The organism is Pseudomonas sp. GW823-FHT02C02 (genome assembly GCF_058797635.1).
This window is the reverse complement of the sequence record NZ_JBXAJV010000008.1, coordinates 259,190-284,709: the sequence shown is the minus strand read 5'-3', so window position 1 is coordinate 284,709 and position 25,520 is coordinate 259,190. Positions and strand designations below refer to the sequence as shown.

Below are 25,520 nucleotides of genomic sequence, written 5' to 3'. Positions count from 1 at the left end.
ATGGCGGTCAAAGCAGCAAAAATCAGCGTCTACGCCTGGGAAGGCACGGACAGGAAAGGATCAAAGATGACCGGAGAGTTGAGCGGTCTCAACCCGGCCTTGATCAAGGCTCAGTTGCGCAAGCAGGGGATCAACCCCGGCAAGGTGCGCAAGAAATCCGCCTCGATTTTCAGTTTCGGCAATCGGATCAAGGCTCAGGAAATCGCCCTGTTTACCCGGCAAATGGCAACGATGATGAAAGCCGGCGTGCCGCTGCTGCAATCGTTCGACATCATTGGTGAAGGCTTCGACAACCCGGCCATGCGCAAACTGGTGGACGAGGTGAAGCAGGAAGTCGCGGCGGGTAACAGCTTCGCCGCGTCCTTGCGTAAAAAACCGCAGTATTTCGACGAGCTGTACTGCAACCTCGTCGACGCAGGTGAGCAGGCTGGCGCTCTGGATACTCTGCTGGAACGGGTGGCGACCTATAAGGAAAAGAGCGAAAGCCTCAAGGCCAAGATCAAGAAAGCCATGACCTACCCGCTGGCCGTGGTCTTTGTGGCGATCATTGTCACCGGGATTCTGCTGATCAAGGTGGTGCCGCAGTTCGAGTCGGTGTTCAAGGGCTTTGGCGCCGAGTTGCCGGCCTTCACTGTGATGGTCATCGGCTTGTCGGAGTTCTTGCAGGCCTGGTGGTGGATGATGCTTGGCGCGTTGATCGCCGCGATCTTCGGTGTGCGCCACGCCTTTAAAACATCCGAGGCCTTTCGGGACCGCACGGACACCTGGCTGCTGAAGCTGCCGCTGATCGGCACCTTGATGTACAAGTCCGCCGTGGCCCGTTACGCCCGCACCCTGTCGACCACATTCGCCGCCGGCGTGCCGTTGGTCGAAGCCCTGGATTCAGTGGCGGGCGCGACCGGCAACATCGTGTTCAAACGGGCGGTGCTGCGCATCAAGCAGGACGTGTCGACCGGCATGCAGCTGAATTTCTCGATGCGCACCTCCGGCATCTTTCCCAGTATGGCGATCCAGTTGACCGCCATTGGCGAAGAGTCCGGCGCTCTGGACGACATGCTCGATAAGGTCGCGAGCTTCTACGAGGACGAAGTGGACAATATGGTCGATAACCTCACCAGCCTGATGGAGCCGTTCATCATGGTGGTGCTGGGTGTTATTGTCGGTGGCCTGGTGGTTGCGATGTACCTGCCCATCTTCCAACTCGGCTCAGCGATCTGACATGCCCTTGAACGAAGTCCTGATCCTCTATCCGCTGGTGTTCGTGGCCATCGCCTTGGCAGTCGGCCTGCTGGTAGGCAGTTTCCTCAACGTGGTGGTCTGGCGCCTGCCGAAAATGCTCCAACGCGAATGGCGGCTGCAAGCCCATGACGTGTTGGGTTTTCCGCCCGAGGCAGCGGGCCCCGCCTACAACTTGATGCTGCCTCATTCCCACTGCCCGCAGTGCGACCATCGAATCCGCGCCTGGGAAAACATCCCGCTGCTCAGTTATCTGTTTTTACGGGGGCGATGCTCGAACTGCGCCGCGCCAATCAGCAAACGTTATCCGCTGACTGAACTGGCCTGCGGTCTGCTCTCGGGGTTTATCGCCTGGCATTTCGGCTTCGGCTGGCAGGCCTGCATGGTGCTGGTGCTGACCTGGGGCCTGCTGGCGATGAGTCTAATCGACGCCGAGCACCAACTGCTGCCGGATGTATTGGTGCTGCCGCTGCTGTGGCTGGGGTTGATCGTCAACAGCTTCGGGCTGTTCGTGTCACTGCATGAGGCATTGTGGGGCGCTGTGGCCGGTTATATGACCTTGTGGTCGGTGTTCTGGCTGTTCAAGCTGCTCACCGGCAAGGACGGCATCGGCCACGGCGACTTCAAGTTACTGGCCCTGCTCGGGGCCTGGGGCGGTTGGCAGATATTGCCGTTGACCATTCTGCTGTCATCGCTCGTGGGGGCCATCATCGGGGTGATTTTGCTGCGACTGCGCAACGCGCAAACCTCGACTCCGATCCCCTTCGGACCCTTTCTGGCAATTGCCGGCTGGATTGCCTTGCTCTGGGGTGGTCAAATAACCGGCTTCTATTGGCAGTTTGTCGGTTTGAAATGAATACCCCTGTGGAAAAACCCTGGATTCTCGGCCTGACCGGCGGCATCGGCAGCGGCAAAAGCGCGGCTGCCCAGCACTTCATCGACCTGGGCGTGCACGTGGTGGACGCCGATCATGCGGCGCGCTGGGTGGTGGAGCCGGGGCGCCCGGCGCTGGCGAAGATCGCTGAACATTTCGGCCCCGCCGTATTGCAAGCCGACGGACAACTGGATCGCGCGGCGCTGCGCAAACTGATCTTTGAGGTGCCGGAGGAACGCCGCTGGCTCGAAGCGTTGCTGCATCCGCTGATCGCCAAGGAAATCACCGATCACCTGGCCAAGGCACAATCGCCTTACGCGATTCTGGTTTCGCCGTTGCTGATCGAGTCCGGGCAGTACGCCATGACCCAACGGGTCCTGGTGATCGATGCCCCGGAACAGCTACAGATCGAACGCACCTTGCAGCGTGACCAGACCAGCGAGCAACAGGTCCAGGCGATCCTCAAGGCGCAATCCAGCCGCCAGGACCGCTTGAGCCACGCCGACGATGTGGTGGTCAACGACCGCGACCTCGCCTGGCTGCACAGCGAGGTCGAACGCCTGCATCACTTTTACCTTACATTGCGTGGAGGCCAGTCATGAGCCAAACCCCAACCGTCGATTGCCCAACCTGCGGAGCCCCTGTTGAATGGAGTCCCGAAAACAAATTCCGGCCATTCTGTTCTGACCGTTGCAAACTGATCGACCTGGGCGCCTGGGCGTCGGAAGAACACAAGATTCCGGTCAGCCCGGACGCCGAAGACGAGATGTTCAGCGAAGACTTCGACCCGCGTCACTGACACTCAGGGCCGCATAAAGCCGTAGTCCTGGTCTTCATCGAGGTTTTCCGCCAGAAAGCGCAACTCGTCGGCCAGGTCTTCGGCACTGCGCACCGCTTTGCTCTGCTGCACCACCGCGCTGAGCAAGGCGCGCAGGCTCAATCCCGGATCAAACCCCACTTCCTGTGCACTATCCAGACTCTGACGCAGTTCCTGCCTTGCCCATTCGTACACACTCATATCGATGCTCCTGTAGGTTTTGTGGAGCATGAAAGCGTCAGCGTTTTATCGATTTGATGTGGATCAAGATTTGGGATCGTCGTCTTTCCAGGGCGCCGAAAGGTAGCGTGTGCGGTTGAAGGTCTCCAGCCATTCCGGGCTGAACACCACCAGCGCGCTGACAATCATCCCGTTGATGAAGGCTTCCGGAAAAATCAGCAGCCACAGATAACCGACAAAATCCTCAAGCCAGTACGGCATCTCGAAACGTTCGTTGAACCACAACAGCCACAGCGCCAGCAATAGACACAGCAACGCTGACAACGCCGCGGCGAAGAAGCCGGAAACGAAGATATACACAAAGGGATTACGTGGCTGCGCGCGTTCGACCAGGATCGCACAGCATTCGGTCACCAGCACCGGCAGCACAATCAGCAGCGCACCGTTGACCCCGACGGCCGCCAGGTCCTGACGCCCGAGCAGCACCAGCCCGCATTGCGCCACCAAGGCACCGACGATCGCCAACGGCCAATCCAGCAGCAACGTCACGGCCGTCATGCCAATGAAGTGATACGACACGCCTGTATCGAAATCACGTCGCACCAGCCACAGCATGAACAGCGCGAACACTGTGCCAAACAGCAAATGCTGACGGCGGCTGTCGGTGAACAGCTCAACCCAAGGCGCACGCCAGAGGGCCCAGAGCAGCACGGACACATAAATCAGCCAGCCGACTGTCAGCGTTTGCTGGGACAGCAGCTCGGCACCGATCATGGTCCAGCCTTCTCCAGTGCCTCATGCAACTGCGCGGCCGTGGCATATTCGTGTTGCGCAACCAATTGGCCATCTTTGAGTTGCAGCCACAGCACTTTATCCACAGCCCCGGGATAACGCGGCGCCACACGCCCCTCGCGGTCCAACATGACCCGATAGGAATAATCACGCATGGCCGGAACGGCAAACATCTTCGCGATCAGCCGTGGCATGCGCTGGATGTCCGCTAAAAACACAACGTGGCGCGCCTCCAGATAACCCTTGGGCTCGCCTTTCAGCGCAGCGTCAACCAGTTTGGCGGCGTCCATGCTTCGCGCCACCAGCAACGTCTGAGTCTGATGATCGAGCGTATAAGCCTGGTCGAATTGATCGAGCAAGGTCCAGGGCGCGAGTCGCTCGCCCACCTCCACCGCCTGGGCCCATAAGGGCAGAAGCCCCAGTAGCAACACCGGCCAATATTTCACATTCACCCCCTTATCGGATCAATTACACACAGTGGCCATCAGTCTACACCGCCCGATCCGACTGCCCAGTGACCTCCTTTACCGGTAAACGCTTTCTGCTTGTCGCATTTGAACGCTAAGCTTGGGCCTATGGATGACTCAGATTATTTACGCCTGCTGACCATCGCGGCCGAGCAAGCCAACGCCTTTCTGTCCAATGCCCGCAAATGGGAGCGTGAGCGTTGGGTTTGTCAGCGCCTGCTGCAAGGCCTGAACATTCCCTATCGCGCCGACGAGTTCGCGCCTGCCGGGGAGCCGCCAGACGTGCTGTTCCGCGACGCCAGTTTCGAGGTGTTCTTCGTCCTCGACGAGGGACGGCGCCTCAACGACGAATGGCGCGATGAACTGCAACGCCGGCGCAGCGCGTTTTCCCTGAGCCAACTGGTGCGTCGCGAGGCCAAGCCCCGGCGCATTCCCGCCAATGAATTCCTGCTGAGACTGGCGCCGACCTTGCGTAAAAAAGCCCACAACTACAAAGAACGCGGCATGGACCTGGGGGAACTGGACATCATTGCGTTCGCCAGCCTCAAGCGTGAAGTACTGGACCTCAACAGCCATTTTCCGCCGCCGACCGAATATTTGCGCCAGGGCTGGCGCTCGCTGTCGTTGGTCGGTCCGACCTTCGCCCGAGTGCTGTTTGCACATCCGGACGCTCCGGACTTCCTGCGCAGTAACCTTGGCCGCAGCATCGTCTTCGACGTCGGGATCAGCCTGTGAGCCCATTGCAGGCATTAATCGCGGAGGTCCCGCAAGCCGGCCGCGTGCGCTGGATCGGCGTGCGCCCGGAACCTCACGTGCCAATGATCGAACTGGATGCCGTTGAGGCGCGACTTGAAGCCGGCCTGACCGGCGATCGAGCCCGCCCGGGAGTCCGTAACGCACGGCAAGTGACGTTGATTCAGTGGGAGCATCTGGCGGTGATCAGTTCGCTGATGGGCCGCCCGCACGACAAACCGGTCTTGCCTGAAGATTTGCGGCGCAACCTCGTTATCAGTGGTATCAACCTGTTCAGCCTCAAGGGTCGTCGCTTCCGCATCGGCCAGGCAATTTTCGAAACCACCGGCTGGTGCCAGCCTTGCGCGCGCCTGCAAAACAACCTCGGCCCCGGGACGTTTCAGGCTGTGCGCGGACATGGCGGAATCACGGCCCGAGTGCTACAAGGTGGAATCATTCGCCTGGACGACAGGGTGAGCGTCGAACCCATTCCCGACAGCGGCTATGCTCCGTTCAACGTTCGTTAATCAGCCTGTAGCTTCTACACCTTCAGCAACGTCTACCTGACGAGGCCCAATATGACCAGCCGCCTGAACCCCGACGACCAGAAGCATGTCGAAGAGTACCTGCACCTGTCCCAGCACCGAGTCGAGCGCCGACCTTTCCGGCCGTGGATGCTCCTGGTGGTGGTGTTGGCAGTGACCATTGGTTTAGGCCTGTTGAGCCGATTTATCAGTTACCTGACGCTATGAGCTGCCTCGCGCTCGCTCGGTTGACTGCACCGATTTCTTTTAGCCTTGCGAGATATCCCTATGACTCATCGTATTGTCATCGTTGGCGGCGGCGCCGGCGGTCTGGAGTTGGCTACCCGTCTGGGTAAGACTCTGGGCAAACGTGGCACGGCCAGCGTGATGCTGGTCGACGCGAACCTGACCCACATCTGGAAGCCGTTGTTGCACGAAGTGGCGGCCGGATCGCTGAACTCTTCCGAAGACGAACTCAACTATGTTGCCCAGGCGAAATGGAACCACTTCGAGTTCCAGCTGGGGCGCATGAGTGGCCTCGATCGCGAGCAGAAGAAAATCCAGCTGGCCGCCACTTACGACGAAGCCGGCCTGGAACTGGTACCGGCGCGTGAAGTGGCTTACGACTCGCTGGTGATTGCCGTCGGCAGTACCACCAACGATTTCGGCACGCAGGGCGCGGCGCAGCATTGCCTGTTTCTCGACACCCGCAAACAGGCCGAGCGTTTCCACCAGCAACTGCTCAATCACTACCTGCGCGCCCATGCCGGGCAGACCGACAAGGTCGAGCAGATCAGCGTCGCCATCGTTGGCGCGGGTGCCACCGGTGTCGAACTGGCAGCAGAACTGCACAACGCCGCCCACGAGCTGGCGGCCTATGGCCTGGACCGGATCAAACCGGAAAACATGCACATCACCCTGATCGAAGCCGGCCCACGAGTGCTGCCAGCCCTGCCGGAACGCATCGGCGGGCCTGTGCATAAAACCCTGGAGAAACTCGGGGTCAATGTGATGACCAACGCCGCCGTCAGCGAAGTGACCGCTGATAGCTTGATCACTGCCGATGGCAACGTGATCAACGCCAGCCTGAAAGTCTGGGCCGCCGGCATTCGTGCGCCGGGTTTCCTCAAAGACATCGATGGCCTGGAAACCAACCGCATCAACCAGCTGCAAGTGCTGCCGACTCTGCAAACCACCCGCGATGAAAACATCTTCGCCTTCGGTGACTGCGCGGCCTGCCCTCAACCGGGCACCGATCGTAACGTACCGCCGCGCGCGCAAGCCGCACATCAGCAGGCCTCGTTACTGGCAAAATCGCTGAAACTGCGGATCGAAGGCAAGGCGTTGCCGGAGTACAAATACACCGACTACGGCTCGCTGATCTCACTGTCGCGTTTTTCGGCTGTGGGTAACTTGATGGGCAACCTGACCGGAAGCGTGATGCTCGAAGGCTGGCTGGCGCGGATGTTTTACGTGTCGCTGTATCGCATGCACCAGATGGCGCTGTATGGCGCGTTTCGTACGGCGATGTTGATGCTCGGCAGCAAGATTGGGCGCGGGACTGAGCCGCGGCTGAAGCTGCACTAGTACGTAAGTGCGTTACTAATGAAAACGCCCGGTTGTTTTACAACCGGGCGTTTTATTTGCTGATGCAGCACGTCATCAGATCACTTCAACACAGTGCGTAGGACTACGTGCCAACGCATTACCATCCTTCCATAACAAAATTTGAAAGCAAAACTGACCGTTCGATAACGGTTTATTGATCTGCAAATTGAAATGACCGTTTCCTTCCATAAGCTGCTCAGCACTCAAAGCATCTTCCTTTCCCGGGGTTACCACTCGCACACGGTGACGAGCGTGCCCCCCCCCTTGAACGCGAAAGTTCTGACCCACTTTGGTGTTTGCGGCTGGCGATGTGACGTAGGGCGGAGATACTGGTTTTGGAGGAGGATTAGGACCACCGGGGAATTCGTTGGACATGATTAATTTCCTTATTCAAATAAGTAAGAGAGGCCAACTGCAATATGTTTTTAGTCTGATTGCGAGCTCATTACACCTGTCATAAATGACAGTACCGACTAACGGTGCAGAAAGATTAGATAGTTGCCCCTACTGTATTTCCCGCACAACTTCATCCCTTCACTCCCCCCTACGGCACATCAGTAGCACCCAGGCTGCGCACCAGCAGGCGTCGTTGCTGGCCAAATCGCTGAAACTGCGGATCGAAGGCAAGGCGTTGCCGGAGTACAAATACACCGACTACGGCTCACTGATCTCACTGTCGCGTTTTTCGGCTGTGGGTAACTTGATGGGCAACCTGACCGGAAGCGTGATGCTCGAAGGCTGGCTGGCGCGGATGTTTTACGTGTCGCTGTATCGCATGCACCAGATGGCGCTGTATGGCGCGTTTCGCACGGCGATGTTGATGCTCGGCAGCAAGATTGGGCGCGGGACTGAGCCGCGACTCAAACTGCATTAACATCTTCAGCGTCCATTAGGGCCTCTTCGCGGGCACGCTTCGCTCCTACAAGTTAACCACCGATCTGTAGGAGCGAGGCTTGCCCGCGAATGAGGCACCTCGGTCCACTTGTGTGTCCCACTGTATCTCCCCCCTCGATTCCTCCCCTTCGCTTACAAACTCCCCCTTGCGCGACACAGTAGCGATACACCCCGCCCTTTAAATGGCCACATCCGAGCAAGGCAACTCGCCCGCTACGGTTATCGCCGCACTCACGTGGCGTCCTTTATCGAACGGTTGTGTCGTGCAACCCAGGAGTATTGAAATGTCCCGTACTACCAAAAACACTATTGGCCTGCTCGGCGCTGTTTTAGCCGGCGGCATGATGTTGTCCGGTTCCGTATTCGCTGCGCAGCCGTTGACCCAAGGCTATTTGCTGGCCTCGGCCGAACAGGTGGTGAAAACCCCTGAAGGCAAATGTGGCGAAGGCAAGTGTGGCGATGCGTCGATGGCGAAGACCGATACCGATGGCGACGGCAAGGTCTCCCGCGCCGAATTCCAGAAAGTCGCGCCGAAGTCCAATTTCGACAAGATCGACACCAACCATGACGGCTTCATCGACGAGCAAGAGGCTTACGACAACGTAAAAGCCAACTTCGAAGCCAATGGCAAGAAAATGCCAAAAGGTCTGTTCGAACATTTGAAAGACCAAGACGGCGCCTAAGCCTTCAGGAATCAAACCGCGTTTTTCCTTCGGGAAACGCGGTTTTTTTTCGGCTGGCGATTTACACCTGGAAGCGCTGCCCTGGAGTTATACGATAACTGAAGTGTTGTTTTTTGCAGACAAAAAAAATCCCCGTATCTTTCGATACGAGGATTTTTAATATGGTCGGGGTAAGGGGATTCGAACTCCTGACATCCTGCTCCCAAAGCAGGCGCGCTACCGGACTGCGCTATACCCCGGTAAAAAAAAGGCACCTTTTAAAGGCGCCTTCTGCGAACAGAGCTTTTGGCGTCTGATCTTAAGATCTGATCCCAGCGTTAACTGGTTTCAAAAATGGTGGGTCGTGTGGGATTCGAACCTACGACCAATTGGTTAAAAGCCAACTGCTCTACCAACTGAGCTAACGACCCAAAAATGGTCGGGGTAAGGGGATTCGAACTCCTGACATCCTGCTCCCAAAGCAGGCGCGCTACCGGACTGCGCTATACCCCGGTTTGAAATTGGCTCCGTGACCAGGACTCGAACCTGGGACCCAATGATTAACAGTCATTTGCTCTACCGACTGAGCTATCACGGAACTACATATTTCAATTACAACGTTTGACGCAATGTTGCACTCTCTTCGACCCGTTCGCATCGCTGCGTTCGTGTGTCTGAGGCGCGCTATTCTACAATCTTAAGCACCTCTGTCAACCCCTTAAATTGCATTCAAGTTAATGATTTGCAACTTATTTCAGATTTCTGCTTGGGGAGCAGAAACCCTTACGGGCGACTTACTGCGGGGCGCACTTTACAAGCCTTTTCCTTTCAGTTCAACAACCTGACGAAAAAAAGGCCTCGCAATGCGAGGCCTTGTTTATTTCACCGCCGTGACAGGTCAGGCAAATACGATCTCGTCGTTCTCCACCTTGCCGACAGCCGTGTCGCCAGGCATGAATCGACCGGACAGAATCAGCTGTGCCAGCGGGTTCTCGATCCAGCGCTGAATCGCTCGTTTGAGCGGTCGTGCGCCGTACACCGGGTCGTAACCTACCGCGATCAGCTTGTCCATGGCCTCTGGACTCAGCTCCAGTTTCAACTCGCGCTCAGTCAGGCGACTGCGCAGACGACCCAACTGGATCTCGGTAATGCCCGCGATCTGATCCCGCGCCAACGGCTCGAAGATCACCACTTCGTCGACCCGGTTGATGAACTCCGGCCGGAAGTGCGTGGAAATCGCATCCATCACCGCCGCGCGTTGCGCCTCCCGATCACCGACCAGTTCCTGGATCTGCACCGAGCCCAGGTTGGAGGTCATGACGATCACGGTGTTCTTGAAATCTACCGTGCGGCCATGGCTGTCGGTCAAGCGGCCATCTTCCAGCACTTGCAGCAAGATGTTGAACACATCCGGGTGGGCCTTCTCGACCTCGTCCAGGAGGATCACCGAGTAAGGCTTGCGACGCACCGCCTCAGTCAGGTAACCGCCCTCTTCATAGCCCACGTAGCCCGGTGGTGCACCGATCAGCCGGGCCACGGAATGTTTCTCCATGAACTCGGACATGTCGATCCGCACCATCGCCTCTTCCGTATCAAAGAGGAACTCGGCCAGCGCCTTGCACAGCTCGGTTTTACCGACACCGGTCGGGCCGAGGAACATGAACGAACCGCTCGGACGATTCGGGTCGGACAACCCGGCCCGGGAACGCCGCACCGCGTTGGAAACGGCGATCACCGCTTCGTCCTGACCAATCACACGCTGGTGCAACAGGCTTTCCATCTTCATCAGCTTGTCGCGCTCGCCTTCGAGCATTTTCGACACCGGAATGCCGGTCCACTTCGAGACGACTTCAGCGATTTCCTCTTCAGTCACCTTGCTGCGAAGCAACTGGTTTTCGCTTTTGCCATGCTGGTCGACCATTTGCAGGCTGCGCTCCAGGTCCGGGATCACCCCGTATTGCAGCTCGGCCATGCGGTTCAGATCACCTTTACGGCGCGCGGCTTCCAGTTCCTGACGGGACTGTTCGATTTTCTGCTGGATCTGCGCAGAACCCTGTACCTCGGCTTTTTCCGAGTTCCAGATTTCTTCGAGGTCCGAATACTCACGTTCGAGGCGAACGATTTCTTCCTGCAACTTCTCCAGACGTTTCTTCGCCGCGTCGTCGCTTTCTTTCTTCAGCGCCTGGGATTCCACCTTCAGCTGAATCAGACGGCGCTCCAGACGGTCGAGGACCTCCGGCTTGGAGTCGATCTCCATGCGGATACGGCTGGCCGCTTCGTCGATCAGGTCGATGGCCTTGTCCGGCAATTGACGGTCGGTAATGTAGCGATGGCTGAGCTTGGCCGCGGCAATGATGGCACCGTCGGTGATCGCGACTTTGTGGTGAACCTCATAACGCTCTTTGAGGCCCCGCAGAATCGCGATGGTGTCCTCTTCGCTCGGCTCGTCCACCAGGACTTTCTGGAAGCGTCGTTCGAGTGCCGCATCCTTCTCTATATATTGGCGGTACTCGTTCAGCGTGGTCGCACCAACGCAATGCAATTCGCCGCGTGCCAATGCAGGCTTGAGCATGTTGCCCGCGTCCATCGAGCCTTCGCCCTTACCGGCGCCGACCATGGTGTGCAGTTCGTCGATGAACAGAATGATCTGACCTTCCTGCTTCGACAGCTCGTTGAGCAGCGATTTCAGGCGTTCTTCGAACTCGCCGCGGTACTTGGCACCGGCAATCAGCGACCCCATGTCCAGGGACAGCAGGCGCTTGCCCTTCAGACCATCCGGCACTTCACCGTTGATGATGCGCTGGGCCAGGCCTTCGGCAATGGCGGTTTTACCCACGCCAGGCTCACCGATCAGCACCGGGTTGTTCTTGGTGCGACGCTGCAGGACCTGGATCGTCCGGCGAATTTCGTCGTCACGGCCGATCACCGGGTCGAGCTTGCCTTCTTCGGCACGCTTGGTCAGGTCGACGGTGTATTTATCCAGCGCCTGGCGCGACTCTTCGTGATTGGCGTCATTGACCGCTTCGCCACCACGCAGGTTAGTGATCGCGTTTTCGAGGGCTTTTTTGCTGACGCCTTGACCGAGCAACAATTTGCCGAGCTTGCTGTTCTCGTCCATCGCGGCGAGCAATACCAACTCACTGGAGATGAACTGATCGCCCTTCTGCTGGGCCAGGCGATCGGCCTGGTTAAGCAGGCGCGCCAAATCCTGCGACATGTTCACGTCGCCGGTCGGGTTCTGGATTTTCGGGAGCTGGTCGAGCTCTTTGGTCAGCTCTTTACGCAAGCTGTTGACGTCAAAACCGACCTGCATCAGCAGGGGCTTGATCGAACCACCCTGCTGTTCAAGCATGGCCTGCATCAAGTGCGCCGGCTCGATGCCGGGATGGTCAAGGCCGACGGCCAGCGATTGGGCGTCGGATAGAGCTAACTGCAATTTGCTGGTTAAACGATCTATGCGCATGGGTCACCTTCCTTTTGAGCAGGCCGGACCTATAAAACATCCTGAATGAAGAAACCTGCCAGATACCTCATTAGATGTGGTCGATTCTGGGAGATTCAAGCGTCTTGGAATTGATGTAGATCAGAGAAGTCTAGCGTTCGTACCCCAGATAGGGCACTACAGCCAGATAAGAGAGGCAAACCGACCCGTGCGTGGATTGCGGCGGTAAGAAAAGAAGCGAGGATCGGTCACGGTGCAGAAACCGCCACCATAAACAGCGGTGACACCGCGCACAGCAAGGCGCAAACGCGCCAGTTCGTAGATGTCGGCCATGAACTTGCCAGCGTTTTGGCTGGGCACAAAGGCTTTGGCCGCTTCGGGCAGTTGCTGGACGAAGGTCTCGCGCACTTCCGGGCCGACTTCAAAGGCTTGCGGGCCAATGGCCGGGCCCAGCCAGACCAGCACGTCTTCTGGAGGCACCGCCAGGCTGTCGAGCGTCGCTTCGAGCACACCTGCCGCCAATCCACGCCAACCGGCATGGGCCGCCGCGACGCGAGTACCGGCGCGGTTACAAAATAGCGCTGGCAGGCAATCGGCGGTCATTGCCGCGCAGGCAATGCCGGGGGTTGTCGTCCAACTGGCATCAGCGGTTGCCGTGATATTGGGGTCGGCATGGGCCACGGCAATGCCGTGAACCTGCTTTAACCAGGCCGGCTGAATAGAGAAATGATCGGTGAGGCGTCGGCGATTTTCGGCAACCGCTTCCGGGTTGTCGCCGACGTGATCGCCAAGGTTGAGGCTGTCGAACGGCGCCAGACTGACGCCGCCCGCACGGGTGGTAACGCAGGCTTTCACCCCGGCAGGCGCAGGCCAGTCGGGAATCAGCCAGTCACTCATCCGATGAACGCCTCGCGGTCTTGCTTGAGCAGCGTCAGCAACCAGACGAAATCATCCGGCAATGGCGATTCCCAGCTCATGCGTTTACCGGTGGTCGGGTGATCCAGCTCCAGGAACCGCGCATGCAGTGCCTGACGCGGGAACGCCTTCAACGATTCGACCATGGTCACACTGGCGGCCGGTGGAATGCGGAAGCGACCGCCGTAGGCAGGATCTCCGACCAACGGGTAGTTGATGTGGGCCATGTGCACGCGAATCTGGTGTGTACGACCGGTTTCCAGCTTCACCCGCACGTGCGTGTGAGAGCGGAAACGCTCAAGTACGCGGTAATGGCTGACGGCTTGCTTGCCCCCTTCCATCACGGCCATGCGCTGGCGTTGCTGGCCATGACGACCGATCGGCGCATTGATCTTGCCGCCGGCCGTCACCACACCGATCACGATGCATTCGTAGATCCGGCTTACGCTACGGCTCTGCAATTGCGTGACAAGCTGTGTCTGCGCCTGAATGGTCTTGGCCACCACCATCAGACCGGTGGTGTCCTTGTCCAGGCGATGCACGATACCGGCGCGGGGCACATTGATAATGTCCGGCACGTGGTGCAGCAAGGCGTTGAGCAAGGTGCCATCCGCGTGACCGGCGGCAGGATGCACCACCAGGCCCGCAGGTTTGTTGATCACCAGGATGTCATCGTCTTCATAGACGATGTCCAGCTCGATGTCTTGAGCGATCCATTCGCCCTGAGCTTCCTGCTCGGCAGTCAGTTCAAGAATGGCGCCACCATGAACGATGTCTCGCGGGCGGATAACCGCCCCATCCACAGTCAGGCGGCCGTCTTTGATCCAGGCGGAAAGGCGCGAGCGCGAGTGCTCAGCGAATAATTGTGCGGCGACTTGATCGAGGCGTTGGCCGCCCAATTCGGACGGCACCTCTGCGCGAAGTTCAATTTTATCGGACATGCTCAGACTAGGCGTCGGCACAGCCTTTGGTTTCGGCTGCGCGCTTGTGGTTAAATACGGCGTCTTTTGCCCCGAGGCTATTCAACGGGGCGCTCATCATAACAGGACGGCCCCGCCCAAGACAGCGGCCGTCATAGGGACGCAAGCCGCCATGCAAGTGAAACACCTGCTGCTGATCGCCATCCTCGCATTGACCGCTGCTTGCTCATCGAAGGAAGTCGTAGACGAAAACCTTAGTGAAGTCGAGCTGTACCAGCAGGCTCAGACCGACCTGGACAACAATAGCTACACTGCCGCCACAGCCAAGCTGAAGGCGCTGGAGTCGCGTTATCCGTTCGGGCGCTACGCCGATCAGGCTCAACTCGAGCTGATCTACGCCAATTACAAGAACGCCGAGCCTGAGGCTGCGAAGTCTGCTGCCGAGCGTTTCATTCGTTTGCACCCACAGCATCCGAACGTGGATTACGCGTATTACCTCAAAGGCCTGACCTCCTTCGACCAGGACGTCGGCCTGTTGTCGCGCTTCCTGCCGCTGGACATGACCAAGCGTGACCCGGGTGCGGCCCGCGACTCGTACAACGAGTTCGCCCAGCTGACCAGCCGTTTCCCGAACAGCCGCTACTCGCCGGACGCCAAGCAGCGCATGATCTACCTGCGCAACCTGCTGGCGGCCTACGAGATTCACGTTGCCGACTACTACCTGACCCGTCAGGCCTATGTCGCCGCTGCGAACCGTGGCCGTTACGTAGTGGAAAACTTCCAGGAAACCCCTTCGGTCGGTGACGGCCTGGCGGTGATGACTGAAGCCTACCAACGTCTGCACCTGGACGACCTGGCAGCCACCAGCCTTGAAACCCTGAAGCTCAACTACCCGAACCACCCAAGCCTGGTAGACGGTCAGTTCAAGCCTTCGGTCGACGAAGCCGACAACCGTTCGTGGCTGAGCAAGGCCACCTTGGGCCTGATCGAATCCCGTCCTCCTCTGCCGCCGGGCGAAACCCGCGCCAACCAGGACGTGCAGAAGCAGTTCCAGGATGCCAAGGACGCGATTCCGAACGATCTGAAGCCTAAAGATGCAGATGGCGACGTGATCGAAGAAGAGGAACACGAGTCCGAAGCCAACAGCGAAGACCGCTCGTGGTTCAGCTACATGACCTTCGGCGTGTTCGACTGACACATCGGGTTATGCAAAAAGGGAGACTCTTGAGTCTCCCTTTTTTATTGCGCTGTGCGCAGGTCAGGTCCTTGGCTAAACTGCCTGCTCATTAGCCAATAAAGCAGCTCACCATGCTTCGTTTACTGTTCTGGATCGCCCTGATTGCCGCTGCGGTATGGTTCTGGCGCAAGTTCAAGGCTTCGACTTCCGCGCCCAGGTCCTCCGCCGAGCTGGATGCCGCACCGATGGTCCGCTGCGCGCATTGCGGCGTACACCTGCCCCGCGATCGCGCGCTGAGCCTTCAACAACAGTGGTATTGCAGCCAGGCTCACCTTGAGCAAGGCCCGGGCCCAAGTGGTCGCTGAGACGTCCACTCCCGGCGGCAAACAGGCACAGCGACTGCTGCGTCTTTACCATCTCTACCGTTTAAGCGTCGGCATCACCCTCGTACTGTTGATTTCCAGCAACATGGACAACCAGCTGCTGGCCTTCGCCCAGGATGACCTGCTGCGCAGTGGCAGTTGGTTGTACCTGGTGCTGAACATCCTGCTGGTGGTCTTTTGGCAGAACACCCGACGGCCGGCGCAGCTTTTCAGCCTCGCATTGGTCGATGTCCTTCTGCTGTGCGGTCTGTTCTATGCCGCGGGCGGTGTGGCCAGCGCCATCGGCAACCTGCTCATTGTCTCGGTGGCCATCAGCAACACCCTGTTGCGCGGGCGTATCGGCTTGTTGATCGCGGCGGTCGCCGCCCTTGGCATCGTCGGCCTTGGCTTCCTCCTGAGTTTCAGTCACCCGATCAGTCCCGGCGAGTACCTGCAAGTCGGCACTCTCGGCGCGCTGTGTTTTGCCGCGGCGTTGCTGGTGCAAGGTCTGATCAGGCGACTGGAAGTCAGCGAAAACCTCGCTGAACAGCGAGCCAGTGAAGTGCTTGGCCTGGAAGCGCTCAATGCGCTGATCCTGCACCGCATGCGCACGGGCATTCTGGTGCTGGACGACCAGCGGCGGGTGCGACTGGCCAATCAAAGCGCCTTGACCTTACTGGGGCAGAACGACCTCGATGGTCAGTTGATCGACGACTATTCGCCGGCCTTGGTCGAACGCCTTCAGCTGTGGTTCAACAATCCATCGCTGCGACCGCAAAGCCTGAAAATCGCCAGCAGTGGCATAGAACTGCAACCCAGCTTCATTGCGTTGGACCAAAGCCCGAACCACCACACCCTGGTATTTCTGGAGGACCTCGCCCAGATCGCTCAACAAGCGCAGCAACTGAAGCTCGCCGCACTCGGGCGCCTGACGGCGGGTATCGCCCATGAAATCCGCAATCCGCTGGGCGCCGTTAGTCATGCCGCGCAGCTATTGCAGGAATCTGAGGAACTGAACGGCGCGGATCGGCGTCTGACGCAGATTATTCAAGACCACTCTCAGCGAATGAATCGGGTTATCGAAAACGTCCTGCAACTGTCCCGCCGCCAGCAAACCGTACCGCAACGGCTCGATCTGAAGCCGTGGCTGGAACATTTCGTCGCCGAAACCCGTGAAGGCGCGACCGATCGCCAGTTGATTCACCTGCACATCGGCCCGGGCGACTTCAAAACCCTGATGGACCCGAATCAGCTGACTCAGATTCTCGACAATCTGTTGCGCAATGCCTGGCGCCATAGCGCCCTGAATCACGACCTGGCGCAGGCCTGGCTCGAGTTGTTTGTCGAGCCCGACAGCCAGTTGCCGACGCTCGAAGTCCGGGACAACGGCCCCGGCGTGGCGCCGGACCAACAGACGCATTTGTTCGAACCGTTCTTCACCACCAGTAGCCAGGGCACAGGCCTGGGGCTTTATCTGTCCCGTGAGCTGTGCGAAAGCAACCAGGCCCGCCTAGACTTCAAACCACGCCAAGGCGGCGGCTGCTTTCGCATCACTTTTGCTCACGGACGGAAACAAAGTTGAACATGAGCCCACGGCCAAAAGTCCTGATCGTCGACGACGAACCGGATATCCGCGAACTACTGGAAATCACCCTGGGACGGATGAAACTCGATACCTACAGTGCCCGCAACCTTGGCGAAGCCCAAGCCTTGTTGATGCGCGAGACATTCGATCTGTGCCTGACCGACATGCGCCTGCCCGACGGCACCGGCCTTGAGTTGGTGCAGTACATCCAGCAGCGTTACCCACACGTGCCGGTGGCGATGATCACCGCTTACGGCAGCCTCGAAACAGCGATCAACGCCCTCAAGGCAGGGGCTTTCGACTTCCTGACCAAGCCGGTTGACCTGACGCGCCTGCGCGAACTGGTCACCAGCGCCCTGCGCTTGCCGGCACCGGGTGGCGCCAGTACCGCCATCGATCGCCGGTTGCTGGGCGATTCACTGCCCATGCGCAACCTGCGCAAACAAATCGACAAACTCGCACGCAGTCAGGCCCCGGTGTACATCAGCGGCGAATCCGGCAGTGGCAAGGAATTGGTCGCCCGACTGATCCACGAGCAGGGCCCGCGGGCTAATCAACCGTTCGTCCCGGTCAACTGCGGGGCAATTCCGTCAGAGTTGATGGAGAGTGAATTCTTCGGCCATCGCAAAGGCAGTTTCAGCGGCGCCATCGAAGACAAACCAGGGCTGTTCCAGGCCGCCCACGGCGGCACACTGTTTCTCGACGAAGTGGCCGATCTGCCCTTGGCGATGCAGGTCAAACTGCTCCGAGCCATTCAGGAGAAAGCCATTCGCAGTGTCGGTGGTCAGCAAGAAATGGTGGTTGATGTCCGCATCCTTTGTGCCACCCACAAAGACCTCGATGCCGAAGTCACCGCCGAACGCTTTCGCCAGGATTTGTACTACCGGTTGAACGTGATCGAACTGCGCGTCCCCCCTTTGCGCGAGCGCCGCGACGACATCGAACCGCTGGCCAGCCATGTGCTCAAGCGCCTGGCGGCCGGCAGCGGTCAACCCGCCGCAAAACTCCATCCACTCGCCCTGGATGCGCTGAAAAGTTACCGTTTTCCGGGCAACGTACGGGAGCTGGAGAACGTGCTGGAGCGGGCTTACACCCTGTGCGAGGACAAACAGATTGAAGCCAGCGACCTGCGACTGGCCGAAGGTAACTGCACGGCAGAGAGCGGCGTGCCGGACCTGACGCAAATCGATAACCTGGAAGATTATCTGGAAAACGTCGAACGCAAACTCATCCTCCAGGCACTGGAGGAAACCCGCTGGAACCGCACGGCGGCGGCTCAGCGGTTGAATCTTTCATTCAGATCGATGCGATATCGGCTCAAGAAGTTGGGTCTGGATTGAGGGCCCCTTCGCGGGCAAGCCTCGCTCCTACAGGGGGTGTGTCGTTCGCAAGTGTATTGAACGACTCAAACCTGTAGGAGCGAGGCTTGCCCGCGAAAGCGATCTGGCAGGCAATAAAGAATCTTGCTGTCAGATCCGCCCGGTCGGCGCATACGGCGCAGGATCAATAATCGGCGCCCTGCCCAACATCACATCCGCAAACAACTGACACGACGCCGGCGCCAGCACCAGCCCGTTACGGTAATGCCCGCAGTTGAGCCAAAGTCCATCGAACCCCGGCACTCGGCCAATGTAGGGAATACCCTCCGGCGAACCCGGGCGCAATCCAGCCCAATGCCCCACCACTTCGGCCTCTGCCAGCGCAGGAATCAACTCTACCGCTGATGCCTTCAGACTCTCCAGCGCCGAGTCGGTCGGCGTCTTGTCGTAGCCTTCATGCTCCAGCGTACTGCCTATCAGAATGTGTCCATCGCGCCGGGGAATCGCATAACGCCCCTTGGCCAGCACCATGCTCGGCAGGAAGTCCGCTGCGCATTTGTACAGAATCATCTGCCCTTTGACCGGCTCGACCGGCAACTCAAGGTCCAGACTCTTGAGCAAGTCACCACTCCAGGCGCCAGCCGTCAGGACCACCTGATCACCGTGTATGGGGCCCACCGGAGTCTGCACGCCGACAACCCTGTCGCCTTCGCGAATAAACCCGCTGACTTCGCACTGCTCACGAATCGTCACGTTCGGCAGCGCCAACAATGCAGCCTTCAGGGACTTTACCAGCCGTGGATTACGCACGTTGGCCACATCAGCCATATAGATCGCCCGGGAAAACCCGGGGCCCAGCACTGGTACGGCATCGTGTGCCGCCGAGATATCCACAGCCCGCAACGGACGGTTTTCCCGCTCGGCCCAGGCCAACGCCTCGGCCTCGTCATCCAGATCCAGCCAGTACAGGCCGGTGGTATGCACTTCGGGATCAACCCCGGTTGCGGCGAACAGTCGCTCACCGAGCTGCGGATAAAAATCCTGGGACCAATGCGCCAGCGCGGTGACTGCCGGACTGTAGCGCCATGGATAGAGCGGGGAAACAATCCCGCCACCGGCCCATGACGATTCCTGCCCCACGCTCGAACGATCCAGCAACACAACACTTTGCACTTCGGATGCGAGATTGAACGCCGTCAGCAGCCCAATCACGCCGCCGCCGACAATCACCACTTGCTGTTGCCTGCTCATGTTCTGATCCAACCGGTAAATAGACAGAGGGCGCAAAAAAGGCGCCCGAAAAAGGAACTCAGCGACCCCAGCAATCTTTGGTCGCCAACCCGGACGTCGCATTGACCATGCTTCTGACGCCGGTGTTGGTGAGGGTGAAATCCCCGCACTTGTCAGTCGCCATCGCAGCGCCGGTCTTGCGCGTTGCCGTCAGCAAAAAGGTTTGATCGGTCAGGGTCGGGGTGATGGTGTAAAAATCGTTGCCGGCGCTCAGTCCGGTGGCAGCGGTATAGACATTGTTCTTCGAGTAGAACCGCTCAAGGATCTGTGCCTGCTCGGAGAGCAGCCCGGCCACTTCGGTGCGGCGGCCCTTTTTCACGTACTCGGTGAGGCTCGGAGCACCAATGGTGATGACGATCCCGATGATCGCAATCACGATCATGATTTCGATCAGGGTGAAACCTCGGTTGGATCTACGCATTCCTTCACTCTCACTTACTGTATTTGTCGCCACATGATGCGACGGCTGCCGCCGCCGGATTTTTCCACCAGGGTGCTGATGCCGCCACTGGAGTCGTTCACAACCTTGCGGGTCGCGCCGTTGACGATGGCGTTCAGGGTCGGGATGCCACCGGTGAAAATCACTCCGCTGGACACCGTGTCCGTGCTGTCGACCGTCCCGTCGTTATTGGTGTCGAGCACCGCATAATTGAGCATCTTACCGCTGAACGCATCCAGTTCGACCAGTTTGCCGGTACCAAAGCTGGCACACGGGTCAGTGGTGTCCACACTCGCCGTGGTAAAGACGATCCGTCCCAGCACCAGGCTGGCCTGATTGATCACCCGCTCCCCCGTCAACACGCTGTTGTACACCAGCGGCAAGTACCAGCCCTTCTCCCCCGGATAGGTCACGTCGTTTTGACTGGTGGTGATGAACTGTCCGGTGCTGCCCGAGAACACACCGGTCACCGCTTGTGCCTGCAAACTGGACACGGTGATCTGACCCGCGCCGCCCTCCGCATCCCACACGGCGTAGAACGCCTGCAAATCCTTGTTGGTCTTGTCGGCAGTCTCGTTGAATTTGCCGGTGCCGAAAAACACTTCCTTGCCGCCCAATGAATTGTCCGCCAGCAACGGCTGCACAGTAATGGGCTGAGTGGCGCCGCCAGCCGTGGTAAACAGCGGTTTGCCGGAGAATGCCACGCCCCAGGAGTCGGGGGCGGTAGCGCTCAAATCGAACTTCCATAACCGCCCTTTCAGGTCGCCACCATAGGCGGCCTGCACCACATTCTGCGAGTTGACCCTGAGCTTCACCGACGATAGGCCATTGTTGGTGTCGGCGCTGTCGACCACGATTTTCTTGATCAACGAGCCGTCACGAACGTCCACTACGTACAACGCCGCCACCCCGGAGTTACTGCCATAGCCGTTGGAAATGAACGCGGCCCAGCGACCGTCGGCCAAGCGTGCCACTTCCGGCCGTGCATAGGCATAACCCAGATCATTGAAAGCGTTCGCAGTACTGGCCGTGGCCGGCGCACTGATTTCCCACAGCGCCTTGAACACGTTGCCCGCTGAAGCATCGAACAGCTGCAACGCATAAAAAGTCCTGCCGCCAGCCCCGGTTCCGCCAATGGCCAGGGTTTTCCAGACGCTGCTGAACTGGGCATCGAACACCCCGACCTGACCGTCGACCAGAAACTTGTGGCTCACACCGTTGATGTAGGTCGGGTCGGCGATGTAGCGCAGTGATGGCAACACGCTGGACGGCATGTAGGCATAACGCCGGGTGCCATTGGCCGAGTTGATGACATTCACAAACCCGTCGTTGGCATTCACCACCAGGCTGGGACTCATGGTGGAGGCTTTGGTGGTCAGGTAGGTGCTGTAAGTGGTGTCCCCCACCAGATCAGAGGCGGTCTTGTCCGTGGGTGACGCCAGCACGAGGGGTGAATTGATGATGTCGCCGAGCAGCACGCTACGCACCTTGAGCCCGGTTTTGTTGGTGCCCTTGCTCCACTCCACCAGATCGCTGCCGGTAATGCCGGTGGGCAGGCTTTGGCTGAGGGAGGTCTGTTGTGCCGGGGAAAAACTGGCATACGCCAAGGTGACTGCGGCGTTGGTCAGGGTGTTCCAGGACTGGTAAGTCGGCGCTGTGGCACCCGGGACGATCGTGGTGTCGGTGGTCCAGAGTGCCGCAGAGGTATTCACGATACCCGCCGAGGTGAAGCCAAAGGACTTGATCGTGCCGCGCCAGTCCTTGGGGTCATAAATGGTCTGAAAGTAACTCGAATTGCTGGCCAGGGTGGTGCCGCTGGTGACGCCGCTGCCACCGGAACCGGCCTTGGAGGTGATGTCGCTCAGCGCCGAGGACAGCGCACTGCTGAGTCCTGCGCTGTCGGTCGCCTGATAGTACTTGCCCTGTCCGTAGTTGGCGGCGTCCGACAGCATTTGGTTCGCGGCGGTGAAGCCCACGGTATAGGTGTTGATGTTCTGCTTGGGAAAATCCCCAGCGTTCCAGCTTTTGCCTGCCAGATCGGTTCCCGTGGAACGCATGTCGATGTCGAAGCCAAACTTGGCGATGTCGTCCAGATACAGCGTGTCGCCTTCTCCATCACCATTGAGGTTGTCGCCATCGTTATTCACGCCATCCCAGTTTGGAAGGCGAGCGCCCGCCAGTGGGTCGGTGCCCGGGAAAGTCCGGTCAAAGGTCGGCAAGCCATCGGTGATCACCACGCCATAGTTTTTCTGGCAGCGATACTGGATCGGGCTGCTGTAAGTCGCCGGTGTCGAGTTGTAGACCGGCGCCAGGCCTCGAAAATAACGGTTTATTTCATAGTAGGTTTCCGCCAGCGGTGTATTGGCCACGGCACTCAAGCCGTTGATGGCAGAGATCAGGTTGTTGTAGTTGGTATCCGCCTGGGATTGGGTGACGCTGCCGCTCACCGCAGAGAGATCGCTGATCGATCGGGCGATAAAGCCACCACCACCGGAGTTGCTGGTTGTAGGCGGATTGAACGTCGCAAGACCGATACGCAGCGAGCGATTGCTGGAGACCAGGCTTGTGGAGACATCCTGGGCCACGCTGATCCGGTATTCATTGGGGATCGCGCTGGCGCCCGTGGTGAAATCCTTGCTCGAACCGTTGGCCAACCCCAGCAGATAAGCCAGGTAGTCGGCGGTGTAGCGCGTATTTTCATTGCCCACCGGATCCGGCAGCTTCAGGCAGATGGGTGTCAAACCGAGAAAGCCGCGATAAAAACCGTACCAGTTGCCGTTGGTCGAGCAACCGCCGCGATTGAGGCTCGACAGCAAAATATTGGTATCACTCATGTTCAGGTTCTGACCGCTTAAACAGGAGGTGTTGGAACTGCAAATCGCGATCTGCCCATAGTTGGCCGCCGGATTGAACCCCGACGCCCAAATGATGTTGTTCATGCTCCCCGAGTCGTCGATCAGCAGCATGACGTTCGGAGGGACGGCTGCGCCGCTCAACAGCGGTGAATCCGACGGCGTGAAGGCATACGCCGGTGCGGACAGGTAAAGTCCCAGTACAACGCCGCAAAACAGCTGCCACACGCCACGGCACCCTTCAGTACTTCGCATAAATACTCTCCACGACGCTGCGCGAGTTGCCCGCGATGCCGACGGCGGTCACCCGGTAAAGCGTCGCCGAGGTGTTGCTCGGCACATTCACGGCGTTGACCGTAGTGCCGATATTCTGCACCCCGTAAAAGCCCTTGCCCGAGGCGATCCAGGTCACGCCGGGGGTCGAACCGGGGCCGGCGGCAGTGACCGTCAACGCGTCCGACGGTGGCGCGCACTGGCTGCAGACCGGCAATGAATAGCTGTCCAGTTGCACCGCGCTTTCTCCCACGCGTAATGCAGCTTCGGCGCTCTGGAACGACTGGTTGCGCAAGCTCACGCTGCCGGCCATTTTTTCCTGCAGCGTGGCGTTCTGCATCGATGAAAGACCGATCAAGGTCAGCAACAGCAGAAACACCAGGCTGACCAGCAGCGCCATACCCCGCTGGGCATGAAACGTCATGGAGGCCTCCTTCATGGCAACCTGTTGCGCAAGGCGGCAACCACGGTGAAGGTTTGATTTTTAACCCGACTGTTCGGGTCGTAGAGTGTCATCGTCAGGCGCACGCTGCGAATTCGCGCGGGGTCGGACGGGTTGGCGCTGTAGCTGGAAGCGGCTACATCGGTGGCCGAATTGGCGAGGCCGAAGAGCACGCTGAAAGCACTGACGTTATCGACCAGTACGAACTGGGCCGGCGTGCCGGGACCGGAGCCCATCATGATTTTGTTATTGCTGAAGCTGTAGATCAGCCGCCGTATGGGAAACGCCAACTGCCCCGATGTCAGCGCCGGTGGATTCGTATACGCCGTCGCCGTATTTCGACAGTCAGAAACCACTGTCCAGGCTGGCGCCCCGCCACCCGCTCCCACATCGGCGGCCACCAGGGTCAATTTCTGGTTGGCATTATCCCAGCTGATCGGCGTTATCTGACTGGCAGCGAAGCTCCCCCCTGTACTTGAATCGGTGATCGTCCCCAGGCAGCCAAACATGCCGACCATGCGGATTTCCTGAATCATCTTGCTGAGCACAAAACGCGCATCTTCCTGCATGGCGGCGGCGGCGTTCTGGCTGATGTAGGTGTTCTTGGCGGCGATGAAGATCTGAGCCACGCCCAGCACCACAATCAAACTCAACGCGAGGGCAATCAACAACTCGATCAGCCCGAAACCTCTGCTGGACCGCCTCATGGGGTTGCCACCGGGTCGACCGTGGCGCGACTGGTCAAGACAAAGCTGCGGCGCGAGTTGGCAATATTGGCGGCGCGCGAGTCATCCCAGGTGATGGTGATGGTGTACACGCGCTGATTCAGCGTAACGGTGCCAGTGGCCGTCGCACCGCCGAAATTGACGATATTGGTGGTGAAGTCGTAGAGGTCCTGATCGCGGGCGACGTTCAGGTTGCCCGACGTCGGAGGCGTCACAGTGTAGTCGGCGCCGGAATTGGCGCGGATACGGTCCATCATGTCGTAGGCGATAAAACTCGCCTGGCTGGTCATCCGCGAGCTGTCGGTGTATTTCAGCGCATTGAGCTGAATCGCCGCCGCGCCCAGCAGCCCCACGGTCAGAATCACCAACGCGACCAGCACTTCGATCAGCGTCATGCCCTCCTGTGCATGTTTGCCCCGTTCCCTCATCCGCAACTTCCACCCAATAGAATTCGTCCGTTCAAACACACATTCAGCGTCCTGGTTTGCGCCCCCAATACATAGCTGATCACCACGGGTGTGGCTGGCGCTGACAAACCACCCAGATTGTTGAAATCGATGGCGGTCACTCCTGAGGGTAGCGTCAGACTCGCGCCGCTGCTCAGTGCTGGAACAACCCGCAATACATTGGCCGGCGTGTTCGTACTGTCATATACCGCCAAGTCACCGGTCCAGGCGCCACCAACAGCGACCGGACGAACCCGAATGGAGACGCCCCGGTCGATGGCCTCAAGTCGTGCGAAATTGAGTCCGCGTTGCAGGTCGCCGATTTCGGTGTCTGCCTTGGTGCCTTGCACCGACCGGGTGAACGCCGGTACGGCCAGGGTGATCAGGATCAAAAAGACCGCGAGCGAGACCAGCAGCTCGATCAGCGTGAAACCTTTTGTACGATGATCCATCGGTGCCCTCCGTTGCCGTCGGCTATACCTGCGTCTACACGCTAGAACATTCGACCGCCCGGCGTGCGGTTGATTTGCCATTACTCGCGCACGGA

At 58.9% G+C, this 25,520-nt stretch carries 27 protein-coding genes, 4 tRNA genes and 1 pseudogene; 14 read left to right on the top strand and 18 right to left on the bottom strand.

The window, feature by feature from the left end; all coding sequences use genetic code 11:
* From AC1ROI_RS17115 to yacG, 4 genes are read left to right on the top strand one after another with little or no spacing between them, the layout of a single operon-like run.
* Complete coding sequence (locus AC1ROI_RS17115; protein WP_010467583.1) at window positions 1–1,218, top strand: type II secretion system F family protein; 1,218 nt, start codon at window positions 1–3, stop codon at window positions 1,216–1,218.
* A 1-nt stretch (window position 1,219) separates the two neighbouring features.
* Window positions 1,220–2,092: a prepilin peptidase gene (locus tag AC1ROI_RS17110; protein ID WP_102593898.1), complete on the top strand. Its 873-nt coding sequence runs from the start codon at window positions 1,220–1,222 to the stop codon at window positions 2,090–2,092.
* Complete coding sequence (coaE, locus tag AC1ROI_RS17105) at window positions 2,089–2,712, top strand: dephospho-CoA kinase (protein WP_102593899.1); 624 nt, start codon at window positions 2,089–2,091, stop codon at window positions 2,710–2,712. Before AC1ROI_RS17110 ends, coaE begins: the two co-directional genes overlap by 4 nt.
* Window positions 2,709–2,909: a DNA gyrase inhibitor YacG gene (gene yacG / locus AC1ROI_RS17100; protein WP_077750267.1), complete on the top strand. Its 201-nt coding sequence runs from the start codon at window positions 2,709–2,711 to the stop codon at window positions 2,907–2,909. The genes coaE and yacG overlap by 4 nt, the downstream gene beginning before the upstream one ends.
* Window positions 2,910–2,912: 3 nt before the next feature.
* On the opposite strand, the gene AC1ROI_RS17095 is transcribed toward yacG, so the two are convergent.
* From AC1ROI_RS17095 to AC1ROI_RS17085, 3 genes are all read right to left on the bottom strand, one after another.
* Window positions 2,913–3,128: a hypothetical protein gene (locus tag AC1ROI_RS17095; protein ID WP_077750266.1), complete on the bottom strand. Its 216-nt coding sequence runs from the start codon at window positions 3,126–3,128 to the stop codon at window positions 2,913–2,915.
* Between the two features lie 63 nt (window positions 3,129–3,191).
* Complete coding sequence (locus AC1ROI_RS17090) at window positions 3,192–3,881, bottom strand: energy-coupling factor ABC transporter permease (RefSeq protein ID WP_083375730.1); 690 nt, start codon at window positions 3,879–3,881, stop codon at window positions 3,192–3,194.
* Entirely contained in the window at window positions 3,878–4,345 is a 468-nt protein-coding gene (locus AC1ROI_RS17085; RefSeq protein WP_010467572.1) for a hypothetical protein, read from the bottom strand. Before AC1ROI_RS17085 ends, AC1ROI_RS17090 begins: the two co-directional genes overlap by 4 nt.
* Before the next feature lie 129 nt (window positions 4,346–4,474).
* On the opposite strand from AC1ROI_RS17085, the gene AC1ROI_RS17080 reads away from it, so the two are divergent.
* The 4 genes from AC1ROI_RS17080 to AC1ROI_RS17065 are packed head-to-tail and all read left to right on the top strand — an operon-like array spanning window position 4,475 to window position 7,209.
* Window positions 4,475–5,101: a DUF1780 domain-containing protein gene (locus AC1ROI_RS17080; protein ID WP_007970534.1), complete on the top strand. Its 627-nt coding sequence runs from the start codon at window positions 4,475–4,477 to the stop codon at window positions 5,099–5,101.
* A complete protein-coding gene (locus AC1ROI_RS17075; RefSeq protein WP_010467568.1) occupies window positions 5,098–5,625 on the top strand; it encodes an MOSC domain-containing protein in 528 nt (175 codons plus the stop codon). Before AC1ROI_RS17080 ends, AC1ROI_RS17075 begins: the two co-directional genes overlap by 4 nt.
* A 51-nt stretch (window positions 5,626–5,676) precedes the next feature.
* Window positions 5,677–5,850 carry a DUF3094 domain-containing protein gene (locus AC1ROI_RS17070; RefSeq protein WP_008028730.1) on the top strand — a complete coding sequence of 58 codons (174 nt, stop codon included), beginning with the start codon at window positions 5,677–5,679 and terminating at the stop codon, window positions 5,848–5,850.
* Window positions 5,851–5,910: 60 nt separating this feature from the next.
* A complete protein-coding gene (locus AC1ROI_RS17065) occupies window positions 5,911–7,209 on the top strand; it encodes an NAD(P)/FAD-dependent oxidoreductase (RefSeq protein ID WP_010467566.1) in 1,299 nt (432 codons plus the stop codon).
* Between the two features lie 75 nt (window positions 7,210–7,284).
* On the opposite strand, the gene AC1ROI_RS17060 is transcribed toward AC1ROI_RS17065, so the two are convergent.
* Window positions 7,285–7,605, bottom strand: coding sequence for a hypothetical protein (locus AC1ROI_RS17060; protein ID WP_146012985.1), 321 nt, complete (start codon window positions 7,603–7,605; stop codon window positions 7,285–7,287).
* Between the two features lie 190 nt (window positions 7,606–7,795).
* On the opposite strand from AC1ROI_RS17060, the pseudogene AC1ROI_RS17055 reads away from it, so the two are divergent.
* Together AC1ROI_RS17055 and AC1ROI_RS17050 are read left to right on the top strand one after the other, a co-directional pair.
* A pseudogene (locus tag AC1ROI_RS17055) lies at window positions 7,796–8,104 on the top strand (FAD-dependent oxidoreductase); the annotation flags it as partial.
* A gap of 304 nt (window positions 8,105–8,408) precedes the next feature.
* Window positions 8,409–8,807 carry an HvfA family oxazolone/thioamide-modified RiPP metallophore gene (locus tag AC1ROI_RS17050; RefSeq protein WP_010467563.1) on the top strand — a complete coding sequence of 133 codons (399 nt, stop codon included), beginning with the start codon at window positions 8,409–8,411 and terminating at the stop codon, window positions 8,805–8,807.
* A gap of 162 nt (window positions 8,808–8,969) precedes the next feature.
* Here the strand turns inward: AC1ROI_RS17050 and AC1ROI_RS17045 are convergent.
* From AC1ROI_RS17045 to rluD, 7 genes are all read right to left on the bottom strand, one after another.
* Window positions 8,970–9,046: transfer RNA gene (locus AC1ROI_RS17045), tRNA-Pro, on the bottom strand.
* 95 nt (window positions 9,047–9,141) lie between these two features.
* A tRNA-Lys gene (locus AC1ROI_RS17040) sits at window positions 9,142–9,217 on the bottom strand.
* Window positions 9,218–9,222: 5 nt separating this feature from the next.
* Window positions 9,223–9,299, bottom strand: a tRNA-Pro gene (locus AC1ROI_RS17035).
* 9 nt (window positions 9,300–9,308) lie between these two features.
* Window positions 9,309–9,384, bottom strand: a tRNA-Asn gene (locus AC1ROI_RS17030).
* Between the two features lie 300 nt (window positions 9,385–9,684).
* The gene (gene clpB / locus AC1ROI_RS17025; RefSeq protein ID WP_010467561.1) at window positions 9,685–12,249 is read right to left on the bottom strand and encodes an ATP-dependent chaperone ClpB; all 2,565 of its coding nucleotides are present in this window, start codon (window positions 12,247–12,249) and stop codon (window positions 9,685–9,687) included.
* A gap of 156 nt (window positions 12,250–12,405) precedes the next feature.
* Window positions 12,406–13,125, bottom strand: a complete 720-nt coding sequence (gene pgeF / locus AC1ROI_RS17020; protein ID WP_102593900.1) for a peptidoglycan editing factor PgeF — start codon at window positions 13,123–13,125, stop codon at window positions 12,406–12,408.
* Window positions 13,122–14,084: a 23S rRNA pseudouridine(1911/1915/1917) synthase RluD gene (rluD, locus tag AC1ROI_RS17015; protein ID WP_007942311.1), complete on the bottom strand. Its 963-nt coding sequence runs from the start codon at window positions 14,082–14,084 to the stop codon at window positions 13,122–13,124. Before rluD ends, pgeF begins: the two co-directional genes overlap by 4 nt.
* A gap of 151 nt (window positions 14,085–14,235) precedes the next feature.
* Between rluD and AC1ROI_RS17010 the strand changes: the two genes are divergently transcribed.
* From AC1ROI_RS17010 to AC1ROI_RS16995, 4 genes are all read left to right on the top strand, one after another.
* A complete protein-coding gene (locus tag AC1ROI_RS17010; protein WP_010467556.1) occupies window positions 14,236–15,258 on the top strand; it encodes an outer membrane protein assembly factor BamD in 1,023 nt (340 codons plus the stop codon).
* A 113-nt stretch (window positions 15,259–15,371) separates the two neighbouring features.
* Entirely contained in the window at window positions 15,372–15,605 is a 234-nt protein-coding gene (locus AC1ROI_RS17005) for a PP0621 family protein (protein WP_094470587.1), read from the top strand.
* Window positions 15,595–17,184: a sensor histidine kinase gene (locus AC1ROI_RS17000; protein WP_010467553.1), complete on the top strand. Its 1,590-nt coding sequence runs from the start codon at window positions 15,595–15,597 to the stop codon at window positions 17,182–17,184. The genes AC1ROI_RS17005 and AC1ROI_RS17000 overlap by 11 nt, the downstream gene beginning before the upstream one ends.
* 2 nt (window positions 17,185–17,186) lie before the next feature.
* Window positions 17,187–18,527 (top strand): sigma-54-dependent transcriptional regulator, encoded by a 1,341-nt coding sequence (locus AC1ROI_RS16995; RefSeq protein WP_010467552.1) that lies wholly within the window; start codon window positions 17,187–17,189, stop codon window positions 18,525–18,527.
* A gap of 129 nt (window positions 18,528–18,656) precedes the next feature.
* On the opposite strand, the gene thiO is transcribed toward AC1ROI_RS16995, so the two are convergent.
* Genes thiO through AC1ROI_RS16960 form a run of 7 tightly spaced genes read right to left on the bottom strand, consistent with a single transcriptional unit; the run spans window position 18,657 to window position 25,425 of the window.
* On the bottom strand, window positions 18,657–19,757 hold the full coding sequence (thiO, locus tag AC1ROI_RS16990; RefSeq protein ID WP_102593901.1) for a glycine oxidase ThiO: 1,101 nt from the start codon (window positions 19,755–19,757) through the stop codon (window positions 18,657–18,659).
* A 58-nt stretch (window positions 19,758–19,815) separates the two neighbouring features.
* On the bottom strand, window positions 19,816–20,217 hold the full coding sequence (locus AC1ROI_RS16985; RefSeq protein ID WP_077749389.1) for a type IV pilin protein: 402 nt from the start codon (window positions 20,215–20,217) through the stop codon (window positions 19,816–19,818).
* A gap of 14 nt (window positions 20,218–20,231) precedes the next feature.
* On the bottom strand, window positions 20,232–23,342 hold the full coding sequence (locus AC1ROI_RS16980; RefSeq protein WP_102593902.1) for a pilus assembly protein: 3,111 nt from the start codon (window positions 23,340–23,342) through the stop codon (window positions 20,232–20,234).
* Complete coding sequence (locus AC1ROI_RS16975; RefSeq protein ID WP_102593903.1) at window positions 23,329–23,799, bottom strand: pilus assembly PilX family protein; 471 nt, start codon at window positions 23,797–23,799, stop codon at window positions 23,329–23,331. Before AC1ROI_RS16975 ends, AC1ROI_RS16980 begins: the two co-directional genes overlap by 14 nt.
* A complete protein-coding gene (locus AC1ROI_RS16970; RefSeq protein ID WP_077749391.1) occupies window positions 23,796–24,509 on the bottom strand; it encodes a PilW family protein in 714 nt (237 codons plus the stop codon). The genes AC1ROI_RS16975 and AC1ROI_RS16970 overlap by 4 nt, the downstream gene beginning before the upstream one ends.
* Window positions 24,506–24,955 carry a type IV pilus modification protein PilV gene (pilV, locus tag AC1ROI_RS16965; RefSeq protein ID WP_042932547.1) on the bottom strand — a complete coding sequence of 150 codons (450 nt, stop codon included), beginning with the start codon at window positions 24,953–24,955 and terminating at the stop codon, window positions 24,506–24,508. Before pilV ends, AC1ROI_RS16970 begins: the two co-directional genes overlap by 4 nt.
* The gene (locus AC1ROI_RS16960; protein ID WP_010467543.1) at window positions 24,952–25,425 is read right to left on the bottom strand and encodes a GspH/FimT family pseudopilin; all 474 of its coding nucleotides are present in this window, start codon (window positions 25,423–25,425) and stop codon (window positions 24,952–24,954) included. The genes pilV and AC1ROI_RS16960 overlap by 4 nt, the downstream gene beginning before the upstream one ends.
* Between the last annotated feature and the right edge of the window lie 95 nt (window positions 25,426–25,520).